Below are 13,503 nucleotides of genomic sequence, written 5' to 3'. Positions count from 1 at the left end.
TCGGTCGACCGCCATCCTGCAATGCCGTGCCCGGCATCGCAAGCATCCGGCAGGTGAAACGGCTCAACGCCCGTTCAGATAGGCCCTGCCGTAATGCCGCTCGAGGCGCGCCTGGATCAGCTCCAGGCCGATCGACAGCAGCCAGTAGATCACCGCCGCGGTGGTCAGCATTTCGATGTAGCGGTACGACGAGCGGCCGTAGGACTGGGCCAGGAACATCACTTCCCAGACACCCATCACCGAGATCAGCGAGGAGTCCTTGAGCATCGAGATGAACTGGCTGGTGGTCGGCGGGATGATGGTGCGCATCGCTTGGGGCAGGGTCACCCGCCAGAAGATCACTGTCGGTTTGAGGCCCAGCGCCAGGGACGCTTCGCGTTGGCCAGGGGCGACGCCGATCAGCCCGGCACGGAAGATTTCGCTCAAGTACGCACCGTAGTTCAGCGACAGGGCGATGATCCCGGCGGTGATCGCGCCCGGCACCAGGCCCAGCTGCGGCAGGCCCAGGTAGATCAGCAGGATCTGGATCAGCAGCGGCGTACCGCGAAAGAACGAGGCGTAGAAGCTGGCGATGCCAAACGCCACGGCGCTCTTCGACAAGCGCGCCAGGGCGGTGACGAAGCCCAACGCCAGGGACGCCCAGATCGAGCAGAAGCACAGGAACAGGGTCAACGCCGCGCCTTGCAGAAAGCCGTTCGGCGCCAGGTTGACGCCGAGCAGGTTGGGCAGCTTGTCGAGGATGATCGAGAACTTCAGGTCGAAGCTCAGGAAGAACGCCACGCACAGGGCGAACATGATCGCCCAGGTGACGTACAGACGGGTGCGAAAACCGAACAGGCGCTGCAGCAACGACTCGCCCGCCTGGGGCGGCGGGCGAGGGGTTTCGGGTGGAGGCGTCATTGGCTGATATCGGAACCGATCCACTTCTTGGAGATGGCCGCCAGGGTACCGTCCTTGCGCAGCTCTGCGAAGACGCTCTCGACCTTGGCGCGCCATTCGGCGTCGTCCTTCTCGATGGCCACAGCGTTCGGCTCGGCGTACAGCGCGCTGCCGGCCAGCTTGAAGCGCTTGTCCTGGTCGATGCGCGGCTGCGCGGTCACCAGGTTGGTGAGTATGGCATCGAGGCGCACGCCGGCACCCAGGGCCAGGTCGTGGAAGGCCACGGTATCGTTGTCGTACGGTGCGACCTGTACGGCATCGAACGGGTACTCCAGCGGTTTGTCTTCGGCGCCTTCGATGACCAGGTCCTTGTTCAGGTAACCCTCGTAGGACGAGGCGCTGGTGACGCCGACTTTCAGACCGGACAGGTCCTTGGCCGAGTGGATGCGCTCATCGCTGGCGTTGACCACGATCACCGCCGGCGAGGCGTAGTAAGTCACCGGGAAGTCGAATACCTGGGCGCGTGCCTGGCTGGGCGTCATCGAGCAGATGCAGATGTCGTAACGGCCGTTCCAGCGGCCCGCGGCAATCACATCCCAAGACGGTGTTTCCAGGCGCAGTTTGACGCCCAGTTTGTCAGCCACCGCTTTGGCGACATCGACGTCGAAGCCGTCGAGCTGGTTGTCGTCGTTGAGGAAGGAGAACGGCGGATAGTTCTCCATCAGCACGTTAACGAGCTCGCCGTTTTTCTCGATACGGTCGAGCGTGGGGCCTGCCAGAGCCAGGTTGCAGAAGGAAGCGAGGGTCAGGCCGATGGCCGCGAACAGAGTGGTTTTCACTGGAATCCTTAAGCACGAAAGGGGTTGTGACAGCCGTTGGGTGTGTATTAAATAGTTATAAATGAATGCGTCCAAATGAATTGAATGCATATCGATATGACTGGAGCTTATATGAGCGAGCGATCTCTGACTTTACTGGACGGTGGCATGGGCCGCGAGCTACAGCGCCGTGGCGCGCCATTTCGTCAGCCGGAATGGTCGGCGCTGGCGCTGACCGAGGCGCCCGAGCAGGTGGAAGCGGTGCACGCCGCCTATATCGCCAGTGGCAGCCAGGTCATCACCAGCAACAGCTACGCCGTGGTGCCCTTTCATATCGGTGAGCAGCGCTTTGCCGAAGAAGGCCGTGCGTTGGCCGAACGCGCCGGCCAATTGGCCCGCAGTGCGGCGGACAAGGCCGATGCTGCGGTACGCGTCGCCGGCTCGCTGCCGCCGCTGTTCGGCTCCTACCGCCCGGATCTGTTCGAGCCCGCGCGAGTGACCGAAGTGTTGACCCCGCTGCTCGATGGCCTGACGCCCTATGTCGACCTGTGGTTGGCGGAAACCCAGAGCGCAATCGCCGAAGCGCGCGCCATTCATGCCCATCTGCCAAAGGACGGCAAGCCGTTCTGGCTGTCGTTCACCCTGCGTGATGAAGATACCGACGAGGTGCCGCGCCTGCGTTCCGGCGAGCCGGTTGCCGATGCGGCCCGCGCGGCTGCCGAGCTGGGCGTCGAGGTACTGCTGTTCAACTGCAGCCAACCGGAGGTGATCGGCGACGCCATCGACGTGGCACGCGACACCTTCGCCAGCCTCGGTGCGAATGTGGCAATTGGCGCCTACGCCAACGCCTTCCCGCCGCAACCGGAAGAAGCTACCGCCAACGACGGCCTCGACCCCCTGCGCGAAGACCTCGACCCGCCGGGTTACCTGCGTTGGGTCGCCGACTGGCGCGCCCGTGGCGCTAGCCACCTCGGTGGTTGCTGCGGCATCGGCCCGGAGCATATCGCGGTGCTGGCGCAGCGTTTGAGCTGATCAATTCCGCTCGGCTGCCATGTGCTCCGGCTGGCGATCCTGGCGTCTATCAGGGATCGCTCCGGCGCCTCGCCGAGCCCCTCGCGAGTCCGAACATGCAAGCGTTGCTCAATGAAATCCTCGACCAGGTCAGGCCGCTGATTGGCAAAGGCAAGGTAGCCGATTACATCCCCGCGCTGGCCGATGTGCCAGCCGATCAGCTGGGCATCGCGGTGTATGGCAACGACGGCGAGCTGTTCACCGCTGGTGATGCGCACACGCCGTTCTCGATCCAGTCGATGTCCAAGGTCTTCAGCCTCGTGCAGGCCATTCAGCACAGCGGTGAGGCGATCTGGGAGCGGCTAGGCCATGAGCCGTCCGGGCAGCCATTCAACTCGCTGTTGCAACTGGAGCTGGAGAACGGTCGGCCGCGTAATCCGTTTATCAACGCTGGCGCACTGGTGATCAGTGACATCAACCAGTCGCGCTTCGCCGCGCCGGTGTTGTCGATGCGCGATTTCGTGCGGCGCCTGTCCGGTAACCCGCATGTGGCTGTGGATAACCGCATCGCCGAGTCCGAATACCAGCACCGCGCGCGTAACGCGGCGATGGCCTACCTGATGCAGTCGTTCGGCAATTTTCACAACGATGTGGAGACTGTGCTGCGCGGCTACTTCAGCCACTGTGCGCTGAGCATGAGCTGCGTCGATCTGGCCAAGGCGTTCTGCTTTCTGGCCAACGACGGTTTCTGTAAGCACAGCGGCGAGCAGGTTCTCAGCACGCGGCAGACCCAGCAGGTCAATTCGATCATGGCCACCAGCGGGCTGTACGACGAGGCGGGCAATTTCGCCTATCGCGTCGGCTTGCCGGGCAAGAGTGGTGTGGGCGGCGGGATAGTCGCCATCGTGCCGGGGCAGTACACGATTTGCGTGTGGTCACCGGAGCTCAATAAGGCGGGCAACTCGCTGGCAGGCATGGCGGCGCTGGAAGTGCTGAGTGAGCGGATTGGCTGGTCGGTGTTCTGACGATCTGCTACGCGTCGGCCCTGCGGCGTTAAAACAGGCTGGATCGCCAGCCCGGTCGGAAAGCCGCTTGCGGCTAACGCGCTTCAGCGTGGCCCGGAGGGCGAGCGAAGCGAGTAATGCTCATGTACAAAAGTACAGTCGCCCGCGACCCCGGCCGCTTGATTCGCTGCGCTCACCCTGCGGGCCAGCCGTTGGCTGTTACTACGCTGCGCTGCGTTTCTCGCCCGTTTTTGTGGGGCCGCCTAGGCCTTGCAGTGCTCTAGCTCGCTAGATCGTTTGCAAAGAGTGCGTTGGGCTGCCAGGGCGGCAGCCTCGGCATCACTTGTTGTTGCGGTATTCCTCGCGCAGCGTCCACAGATCCTGATGGGTGCAGGAGCCTGGCATGGCGCCGGTCATGTCATAGCAACGCTGACCGAAGCCCATCGGCCAATAGATGATGCTGTACGGTGGCCAGAAGATCGACACCACGCGAAAGCGCGTGCGCAGTTTGCCTTCGGAGATGGTCTGGCCGGTGGCGCTGGTCAGTTTGTACGGCACGCCGCCGGCGCGGTTCCAGAAAAACGGACGAATCTTCACCAGGCCCTGAGGGTGCTGTTCGGCACGCTCGTTGATGGTAATGGTGCTGTGCTCGGGTAGCTTGAAGAAAGCCTTGGTAGAGCAGCCGGTGATGGCCAGGATGAGCAGCAGAAAAACGCTGGAGCGAAGCAAAGGCATGGGACGTCCTTGTGGGCGAAAGGTGAAAAGATGCGCTGGCTTGCCACCAGCGGGGCGCGACTATACCGGCTCGTCGCGCTGCGATCCATGATTCACTCCGCACGTTCCCCACACAGATCCAGGCTGAACAGGCGTTCCACCTCATCCTGCGCCAGGCCCGCACCCAACAGCGCGAACAGTTTGCCCAGCGCGGCTTCGCGGGTCATGCCACCAGCCGAAATCAGGCCAACCGAGGCCAGCTGGCTGCCGGCTGCGTACACACCAAACTCCACATGCCCTTGCGCGCATTGGCTGATCGCCGCCAGCACCACGCCACGGGCATGGGCCGCGCGCAGCACCTCTAGCAGCTCGGCGTTGTCTGACGGCCCGGTACCGCAGCCGTAGCACTCCAGCACCAGGCCCTGTACGCCGCTGTCCAGCAAGGCGCGTAGGTGGCTGGCGCGCAGGCCGGGCACCAGCGGTAGGCTGAGCAGGTTGACCGGTTGGCGCGGCTGGCGAAAGTCGATGGCCGCCGGCAGTTCGCTCAGGCGTGTGCCCTGGCGCTGACGTGGCACTACCTGGAAGGCGTCAAAAGCCTCGCTGCTCAGCTTGCTGACGCGGGCGCCATGCATCAGCGCGCCGTTGAAATATAGGTGCACGCCAGGCGCCACTCCATTGTGCAGCGCCTGCATGGCGCCGAACAGATTGGGCCAGGCGTCGCTGTTGGCGGCGCCGGCTGGCAGCATCGATCCGGTCAGCACCACCGGTACCGCCAGGCCCAGGAGCAGAAAACTCAGAGCGGCTGCGCTGTAGGCCAGGGTGTCGGTGCCGTGCAGCACCAGCACGCCATCGCAGCCAGCCTCAGTGCCCTGGCGGATCGCTTCGACCATCGCCAGCCAGTTGTCCTGGCTCATGTTGGCGCTGTCGATGGGCGGCAGCAGTTCGCGGAAGCTCCAGTTCGGCAAGCGTTCGGCCTGGTGGCTTTGCTGCGCACGCACGCGCGCTTCGAAACCGGTCGCTGGCGCCAGGCCGCTGGCGCTGGCCTGCATGCCGATGGTGCCGCCGGTGTAGAGCACAAGAATATTGGATGAAGTCATGGATCACCTGATGGGGTGGTCTTGGCGCGGGGCCGTCATCGGGATACTGCACTGTAGCGCACAGTCGAATCGGGCCCGCGGGTCAGGCACGCCGCCATGGATGGCATGGCGGCGTTTCGGGAGGGCTCAGCGCTGCTGAGTATCCTGGGCGGCGGACTGCTGCGGCAGAGCCGGCCAGGAGGTCTTGTCCAGCTTCAGGTCGGCGAACTTGGCGGGGTCGAAGACCGGAACCTTCACGCCTGCCTTGATCTGTGCGTCGTAATCGTTCATCAGGCGCAGGCCGGTCTTGAACAGCAGGGCCATGGCGATCAGGTTGACGATGGCCAGCAGGCCCATGGTCAGGTCGGCGAAGCCAAAGACGGTACCCAGGTCCTGGGTCGAGCCCCACATCACCAGCACGATCACCAGCACGCGGTAACCCTGAACCATCGCGCGGCTCTTGCTGAAGAAGCCCAGAGCGTTCTCACCCAGGTAGTAGTTGTAGATCAGGGTGGTGAACACGAACAGGCTCAGTGCCACGCTGATGAACACGCGACCCCACTCGCCGACGATGGCGGCCAGGGCGCTCTGGGTGAGGATCACGCCACCGACTTCGCTACCCGGCGTGTAGGTGCCGGAGAGCAGGATGATCATCGCGGTGCATGTGCAGATGATCAGGGTGTCGATGAATACGCTCAGCGACTGCACCACGCCTTGGGCGGCCGGGTGCGGCACTTCGGCCACGGCGGCCACGTTCGGGGCGCTGCCCAGGCCGGCTTCGTTAGAGAACAGGCCGCGCTTGACGCCCATGATGATTGCCGCACCGATGCCACCAGCGAACGCCGGCTCGAGGCCGAAGGCGCTGCGCACGATGAGCATGAAGGTTTCCGGAACCTGGCTGATGTTGCTGCCGATCACGAACAGGGCGATGGCGATGTAGGAGCCGGCCATGACCGGTACCAGCACGTCGGCGAACTTGGCGATGCGCTTGATGCCGCCGAAGATGATCAGGCCGATGATGCACACCAGTACGATGCCGCTGACCCACTCCGGGATGCCGAAGGTGTCATGCATGGAGCTGGCCACGGTGAACGACTGCAGGGCGTTGAAGCCGAAGCCGAAGGTGACCAGCAGCAGGATCGAGAAAACGATGGCCATCCAGCGCTGGCCCAGGCCATGCAGGATGTAAAAGGCCGGGCCGCCGCGGTAGGTGCCGTCGCCCTCGTTCTGCTTGTACAGCTGCGCCAGGGAACACTCGAAATAGCTGGTGGCCATACCGACCAGCGCGACCAACCACATCCAGAACACGGCGCCCGGGCCACCGAGGGTGATGGCAACTGCCACACCGGCGATGTTACCAGCGCCAACGCGACCGGCCACGCTGAGCATCAGCGCCTGAAACGAACTGAGCTGACCTGGCTTGCGCTGCAGCGCCTGGCCGAAGATCTGGAACATGCTGGTGAAATAGCGGAACTGAACGAAGCGCGAGCGGATGCTGAAGTAGAGCCCGAGGCCAACCAGCATGACGATCAGCACTTTGCTCCAGATAAGGTCGTTCAATAAATCGAGCATGGCACTCTTCCTGTTGTTATTAGGGATATAGGTACAACCGCGCGTTCACCAGGCGCCCGGCAACGGCGCTGCGCGAGCGATGTTTATCACGCAGACGGTGCACACGGGTTTACCGGCCGCAATGGTTGGTCAAAGCCGCCAGGGCGGCAATTTCGCGGGTCGATCCTATATGATGCGACCTGATGCTATATTCGAGTCGGTCGCATCACTTGCAGCGGATTTGGCAGAGGCGGGTGACACAGGCTGTGTCACCCGCTGGACAGGGCGTCAGCGTTGCGTCGGCAGTAGCTCCGGCGCGCCCTTTGCCTGGGCAGCATTGGCACTTTCCGGCTTGGCGGTCGGCCAGGCGGCGCGGTCCAGATCCAGATCGGCGAACTGCGAACCGTCGAATACCGGCTGGTCGACGCCAGCCTTGCGCTGTGCGTCATAGTCTTTCAGCACGCGCAGGCCGACTTTGATCAGCATGGCCAGAGCGGTGAGGTTGACGAACGCCAGGCAGGTCATGGTGATGTCGGCGAAGGCGAACACGGTGCCCAGGTTCTGCATCGAGCCCCAGCAGATCAGCGCCAGCACCAGGCCACGGTAGCCGAGCAGGGCAACCTTGCTGCGACCGACCAGAAACTGCAGGGCGTTTTCGCCAAGGTAGTAGTTGTAGAGGATGCAAGTGAACACGAATAGGCTCAGCGCGATGCTGATGAAGGTGCGGCCCCAGTCGCCGACTACCGCCGCCAGGGAGTTCTGGGTCAGCGCGATGCCGTCGCCCTCGAAGCCCGGGGTGTAGAAGCCCGACAGCAGGATTAGCAGCGCGGTGCAGGTACAGATCACGAAGGTATCGAGGAACACGCTGAATGCCTGCACCACACCCTGGGCGGCCGGGTGCTTGACGGAGGCCACGGCAGCCACGTTCGGGGCGCTGCCCAGGCCGGCTTCGTTGGCGAACACGCCGCGCTTGACGCCCATCACGATGGCGCTGCCCAGCAGGCCGGCGAAGGCAGGTTCCAGGCCGAAGGCGCTCTTGACGATGGTGGCCAGCATCCCCGGTACCAGGTCGATTTGGCTGACGATCACGTAGAGGGTCACGGCGAGGTAGGCGAGGGTCTTGACCGGTACCAGCAGGTCGGATACTGAAGCGATGCGTTTGATACCGCCGATGAACACCAGGCCCAGCAGCACGGCGAGGGCGATACCGCTGTATTGCACCGGAATATCGAAGGCGTTCTGCAACGAGTGGGTCACGGTGAACGACTGCAGGCCATTGAAGGCGAAGCCGTAGGTGACCAGCAGCAACACGGCGAAGGTCATCGCCATCCAGCGCAGTTTCAGGCCGTGCTGGATGTAGTAGGCCGGACCGCCGCGGTACAGGCCGTCACCGTCGCTCTGCTTGTAGAGCTGGGCCAGGGTGCATTCGAAGAAGCTGCTGGACATGCCGACCAGGGCGGTCACCCACATCCAGAACACGGCGCCTGGGCCGCCGAGGGTCACGGCGATACCGACACCAGCGATGTTACCGGCGCCAACACGGCCGGCGAGGCTGAGCATCAGGGCTTGGAAGGAGCTCAGCTGGCCGCTGCTGCTGCTCAGCGATTCCTTGAATACGCTGAACATGTGGACGAAATGGCGGAACTGGACGAAACGTGAGCGCAGGGTGAAGTAGCTACCCAGGCCGACGATAAGCACGATCAATACTTTCCCGGAAAGAAAGTCGTTCAGTACTTCGAGCATGATCAGAATCCTCGACTCTTATTGTGATTGTTCGCAGGCCGACGCTGACGCGCAGGGCATTGGCCAATTTTTGAGCAAGGAGGCCGCAGGAACAATTTCGCGGGTCGATCCCAGGTGATGCAACCTGATGCTATAATCACGCCACTCGCATCATCTGAGCCGGTCATGTCCAGTTATCTCGGTGAGAATCTCAGGCTGCTTTGCAGCCACTACCGTTCCATTGCGGAGGTATGCCGCAAAATCGGCATCAACCGCGGCCAGTTCAACAAGTACCTGGCCGGAGAGAGCCAGCCCACAGCGTATAACCTCAAGAGAATCGGCGATTTCTTCGGTGTCGAGGGGTATGAGCTGGGCTTACCGGGCGACCAGTTCGCGCGCCTGATCGGCGCCCGCGGCACGCAGATCGGCGCCCCGGCCGAGCGCGATCCATTACATGCTTTGTTACAGCCTCTGCGCGAAAATTCTGGTGATCTGTCGCGCTATTGCGGCTACTACTTCGAATACGCCAACTGCATGTCGGTGCCGGGCACCATCCTGCTGTCGCTGGTGCACGTGCGCGAGGAGGGCGGCAACTTCCTGTTTGAGCGCCAGGAGCGTCAGGTGTTATCCACAGGCGGGCTGGCCGACGATTCGGCGCGCTGCCGCTACCTGGGCGCTGTCTTCCAGCTGCAGGACCGGTTGTTTCTCATCGACTACGAGTCGTTGACCGTCAACGAGATGAGCCAGACCATCCTGATTCCCAGCTTCAAGAGCCGCATCACCCGCCTCAACGGCCTGAAGACCGGCGTGTCCAGCGGCGACCGTCGCACCCCGGCGTGCACCCGGGTTGTTTGGGAATTCCTAGGCACCGAGATAAACCGCATCAGCACCTACCGCCAGGTGATGCTCTACCAGCCGGACGACCCGCGCATCGACGAAGACATCCGCCAGCGCCTGGCCCACGCGCCGGTGCGCGATGGGTTGTTCGAGGTGGAGTGAGTAGGGATGGCGAAGTGCCGAGGGGCTGCTTGGTGGCGATAGGATACATTCGTAGGGTGGACGACGCTTCACCCGTCCACCGCTCTGCAATCGCAATGGTGGATGAAAAGAGCGTCATCCACCCTATGACTGCTTCTGCCTTCGATCAGTCTTTCGTAGGGTGGGCGACGTTTCACCTACGCGGCCCGATCCATCCACCGCTCTGCGATCGTAATGGTGGACAAAAAGAGCGTTGTCCACCCTACGCTGGAAGCGTCCGCTTTTGCCTTTTTCTGTAAAGGAATGGCAGTGCTGTGGCGATCAGCACAGCTCCGGATGCTTGTTGCAGGTGCCGTAGCCTTCGTTCTTCATCTGGTCGAGTGCCTGTTGCAGGCGGGTGACCACTTCGTCCGGGGTTTGCAGGTTGAGCGCCAGGTACATGTCCGAGCGGTCGATGACCAGCACGGTGCGCAGGCCGGTGACGCCAGCCTGTCGCGCATGAAAGCGCCATACTGGATCGGTGGTGGCCCACAGATCGATCTTGCCGCCGGTGAGTTTGGCGATGTTTTCCTGGTCACGCAGCGCATTGGTCGCTTGCAGGCCGGCGCGCTCTAGCGCCTGGCTGACCGCGCCGTCCTTGTAGGCACCGATGCGGTACTTGGCGGCTTCTTCGAGGCTGCTCAGGTTTTCGATCTTGGAGCCCGGTGCGGCGAGCAGTACGCCTTCGACCTTGGCGATCGGGCCGACCCACTTGAACAGCGGGCGGCGCGCCTCGCTCATCGAGGTGGAGAACAGCCCGTAGTTGGCGTTGGCCAGGGTGTCGTCGTACACGCGGCTCCACGGGAAGCGCAGGGTCATGGTGTAGTTGATGCCGGCGCGTTTGAACATCTCGCGCACGATGGTGGTGCTGACGCCCTGGATATTGGCGTCGCGCGCGAAGTTCTTCTCGCCGTCGGCCATGTTGAACGGCGGGAAGTTTTCAGTCTGCAACACCACCTTGTAGTCAGGCGGCAGCTCGGCCTGGGCGGGCAGGGCGAATAGGCTGAAAACGGCAAGCAGACCGGCAAACCATGCGGCATTGACACTCATCGGAACGACTCCTTGTTAGGCCGCTGCCCTTTTAGCGTGCCTTGGCACAAACGGCAATGAGTCGCTACGAGCAAACCCCCAGACTGTGAACCGGTCTGGGGGTTTCGGCCCCCACAGGCGTTTTCTGCTGCTGCGCGGGAATATCAGGCGAGCCTGCGGCGTGCTGCGATCAGCACAGTTCCGGGTGCTTGTTGCAGGTGCCGTAACCCTCGGTTTTCATCTGATCCAGCGCCTGTTGCAGACGCGAGACGACTTCATCCGGGGTGTCTAAGTTGAGGGCCAGGTAAAGGTCAGCGCGATCGAAAGTCAGCACGTTGCGCAGGCCGGTTACGCCTTCCTGGCGGGCCTGGTAACGCCAGACCGGATCCGTGGTGCCCCACAGGTCGATCTTGCCGCTCGTGAGCTTGCCGATGTTCTCTTGGTCACGCAGGGCGTTGTTCGGCTGCAGGCCGGCCTTCTCCAGAGCTTGAGCGGCAGCGCTGTCCTTGTAGCTGCCGATGCGATATTGGCGCGCCTGCTCGAGGCTCGTCAGGTTGGGGATGTTGGAGCCGGGGCCAGCGAGCAGCACGCGCTCGACCTTGGCGATCGGGCCGACCCACTTGAACAGCGGGCGACGCGCCTCGTTCATCGAGGTGGAGAACAGCCCGTGGTTGGCGTTGGCCAGGGTTGCGTCGTAGATGCGGCTCCAGGGGAAGCGCAGGGTCAGGCTGTAGTTGATGCCGGCACGTTTGAACATCTCGCGCACGATGGTGGTACTGACGCCCTGGATGTTGGCGTCACGAGCGAAGTTCTTTTCGTTTTCGGCCATGTTGAATGGCGGAAAGTTTTCCGTTTGTAACACGACCTGGTAGCCGGCCGGCAATTCGGCCTGGGCTGGGAGTGCGACGGCACCTGAAAGGGACAGCAAACACAGCAGCCATGCGGTTTTGACGGTCATGGGGCGACTTCTCTTCAAGAGGACTGCTGCCCTTTTATCCTGCGCGCAGGCAAACGGCAATCCGTCCCCAATAAAGCGAAGCCCCGTACCGCTGAACGGTACGGGGCTTCGGGTCGGGCGGCGCTTAGCGCTGCTGGTCGACCACCTCTTTGGACGGCGGTGTCAGTAGCTTGAGATGGTGCGGGGCGATCATGTTTTCCGGGCGCAGGATCTCGGCCAGGGTGTTGTCGTCCAACAGTTTCTCTTCACGTACCAGCTCCAGCACGCCACGACCGCTGACCAGCGCTTCCTTGGCGATACGGGTGGAGTTCTCGTAGCCGATGTAGGGGTTCAGCGCGGTGATCAGGCCGATGGAGTTTTCCATCAGGGCGCGGCAGTGGGCTTCGTTGGCGGTGATGCCGTTGATGCAATGCTCGCGCAGCATGTCCATGGCGCGTTGCAGCAGGCGGATCGAGTCAAAGATCTTGTAGGCGATCAGCGGCTCCATCACGTTCAGCTGCAGCTGGCCGCCTTCGGCTGCCATGGTCAGGGCCAGGTCGTTGCCGATGATTTCAAAGGCCACTTGGTTGACCGCTTCCGGGATCACCGGGTTGACCTTGCCAGGCATGATCGAGCTGCCCGGCTGACGCGCCGGCAGGTTGATCTCGTTGATGCCGGTGCGCGGGCCGCTGGACAGCAGGCGCAGGTCGTTGCAGATCTTCGACAGCTTGACTGCGGTGCGCTTGAGCATACCGGAGAACAGTACGAAAGCGCCCATGTCGGAAGTCGCTTCGATCAGGTCGGCAGCCGGCACCAGCGGCTGGCCGCTGATCAGTGCCAGGCGTTGTACAGCCAGGTGCTGGTAGCCCGGGTCGGCGTTGATGCCGGTACCAATGGCGGTACCACCCAGGTTCACTTCGGTCAGCAGCTCCGGCGCCAGGCTGCGCAGGCGCGCCAAGTCTTCACCGAGGGTAGTGGCAAAAGCGCGGAATTCCTGACCGAGGGTCATCGGTACGGCGTCCTGCAGCTGGGTACGGCCCATCTTCAGGACGTGGCTGAACTCTTCGCCTTTGGCTGCGAACGATTGGATCAGGCTGTCGAGGCTGGCCAGCAGGGTGTCGTGGCCGAGCAGCAGACCCAGGCGGATGGCAGTCGGATAGGCGTCGTTGGTCGACTGCGCCATGTTCACGTCGTTGTTCGGGTGCAGGTGCTTATATTCACCTTTGGCATGACCCATGGCTTCCAGGGCAATGTTGGCGATCACCTCGTTGGCGTTCATGTTGGTCGAGGTACCGGCACCGCCCTGAATCATGTCAACCACGAACTGCTCGTGGAAGTCGCCGCGAATGATGCGCGCACAGGCTTCGCTGATTGCTGCGTGTTTCTCAGCGGGCAGGTGGCCCAGTTCACGGTTCGCATCAGCTGCTGCCTGCTTGACCATGGCTAGGGCCACAACCAGTTTCGGGTAGTGAGCCAGCGGCACACCGGACAGGCGGAAGTTGTTCAGCGCACGCAGGGTCTGGATGCCGTAGTAGGCATCTGCGGGCACTTCGAGGGTACCGAGCAGGTCTTTTTCGACGCGGAACAATGCAGCAGCGGACATGATGTCTCGATTCTCATAAAGGCGCGGAATATACCGCGATGGGCCAAAGCATAGGTCTTCCAGTGCATATCAGGCCAATGCTGTTGTTTGCGGGCCTATGCGCAATCGGCATAATGTGGCTGTGACCAAAGCCGTGCACCAA

The 13,503-nt window shown here is 62.6% G+C and carries 12 protein-coding genes; 3 read left to right on the top strand and 9 right to left on the bottom strand.

From position 1 onward, the window contains the following. Positions 1 to 63 precede the first annotated feature (63 nt). Both BUC40_RS05795 and BUC40_RS05790 read right to left on the bottom strand, forming a co-directional pair. On the bottom strand, positions 64 to 900 hold the full coding sequence (locus BUC40_RS05795; protein WP_073263481.1) for an amino acid ABC transporter permease: 837 nt from the start codon (positions 898 to 900) through the stop codon (positions 64 to 66). Next, a complete protein-coding gene (locus tag BUC40_RS05790) occupies positions 897 to 1,718 on the bottom strand; it encodes an ABC transporter substrate-binding protein (RefSeq protein ID WP_073263479.1) in 822 nt (273 codons plus the stop codon). The genes BUC40_RS05795 and BUC40_RS05790 overlap by 4 nt, the downstream gene beginning before the upstream one ends. A 111-nt stretch (positions 1,719 to 1,829) precedes the next feature. Here BUC40_RS05790 and BUC40_RS05785 point away from each other — a divergent pair, with 111 nt between their 5' ends. Continuing rightward, entirely contained in the window at positions 1,830 to 2,729 is a 900-nt protein-coding gene (locus BUC40_RS05785; protein WP_073263477.1) for a homocysteine S-methyltransferase family protein, read from the top strand. Between the two features lie 95 nt (positions 2,730 to 2,824). Then, positions 2,825 to 3,733, top strand: a complete 909-nt coding sequence (glsB, locus tag BUC40_RS05780) for a glutaminase B (protein ID WP_073263475.1) — start codon at positions 2,825 to 2,827, stop codon at positions 3,731 to 3,733. 318 nt (positions 3,734 to 4,051) lie between these two features. Here glsB and BUC40_RS05775 read toward each other — a convergent pair whose 3' ends face one another. The 4 genes from BUC40_RS05775 to BUC40_RS05760 all read right to left on the bottom strand — a co-directional run bounded on the left by BUC40_RS05775 (position 4,052) and on the right by BUC40_RS05760 (position 8,796). Further along, entirely contained in the window at positions 4,052 to 4,447 is a 396-nt protein-coding gene (locus BUC40_RS05775; protein ID WP_073263473.1) for a hypothetical protein, read from the bottom strand. A 92-nt stretch (positions 4,448 to 4,539) separates the two neighbouring features. Further along, positions 4,540 to 5,523, bottom strand: coding sequence for an asparaginase (locus BUC40_RS05770; protein ID WP_073263471.1), 984 nt, complete (start codon positions 5,521 to 5,523; stop codon positions 4,540 to 4,542). A gap of 126 nt (positions 5,524 to 5,649) precedes the next feature. Next, positions 5,650 to 7,074: an alanine/glycine:cation symporter family protein gene (locus tag BUC40_RS05765; RefSeq protein ID WP_073263469.1), complete on the bottom strand. Its 1,425-nt coding sequence runs from the start codon at positions 7,072 to 7,074 to the stop codon at positions 5,650 to 5,652. Between the two features lie 267 nt (positions 7,075 to 7,341). Continuing rightward, positions 7,342 to 8,796 (bottom strand): alanine/glycine:cation symporter family protein, encoded by a 1,455-nt coding sequence (locus BUC40_RS05760; RefSeq protein WP_073263467.1) that lies wholly within the window; start codon positions 8,794 to 8,796, stop codon positions 7,342 to 7,344. A gap of 165 nt (positions 8,797 to 8,961) precedes the next feature. Here BUC40_RS05760 and BUC40_RS05755 point away from each other — a divergent pair, with 165 nt between their 5' ends. Next, positions 8,962 to 9,774, top strand: a complete 813-nt coding sequence (locus tag BUC40_RS05755) for a helix-turn-helix domain-containing protein (RefSeq protein WP_073263465.1) — start codon at positions 8,962 to 8,964, stop codon at positions 9,772 to 9,774. 300 nt (positions 9,775 to 10,074) lie between these two features. On the opposite strand, the gene BUC40_RS05750 is transcribed toward BUC40_RS05755, so the two are convergent. The 3 genes from BUC40_RS05750 to aspA all read right to left on the bottom strand — a co-directional run bounded on the left by BUC40_RS05750 (position 10,075) and on the right by aspA (position 13,361). Then, positions 10,075 to 10,842: a substrate-binding periplasmic protein gene (locus BUC40_RS05750; RefSeq protein ID WP_073263463.1), complete on the bottom strand. Its 768-nt coding sequence runs from the start codon at positions 10,840 to 10,842 to the stop codon at positions 10,075 to 10,077. Between the two features lie 169 nt (positions 10,843 to 11,011). Further along, positions 11,012 to 11,779 (bottom strand): substrate-binding periplasmic protein, encoded by a 768-nt coding sequence (locus tag BUC40_RS05745; RefSeq protein WP_073263461.1) that lies wholly within the window; start codon positions 11,777 to 11,779, stop codon positions 11,012 to 11,014. Between the two features lie 124 nt (positions 11,780 to 11,903). Then, on the bottom strand, positions 11,904 to 13,361 hold the full coding sequence (aspA, locus tag BUC40_RS05740; protein ID WP_073263459.1) for an aspartate ammonia-lyase: 1,458 nt from the start codon (positions 13,359 to 13,361) through the stop codon (positions 11,904 to 11,906). Positions 13,362 to 13,503 lie beyond the last annotated feature (142 nt).

It is taken from the genome of Phytopseudomonas punonensis (assembly GCF_900142655.1).
In the GTDB taxonomy this organism is placed as follows: Bacteria; Pseudomonadota; Gammaproteobacteria; order Pseudomonadales; family Pseudomonadaceae; genus Aquipseudomonas; species Aquipseudomonas punonensis.
This window is presented reverse-complemented; position numbering and strand designations above follow the sequence as displayed.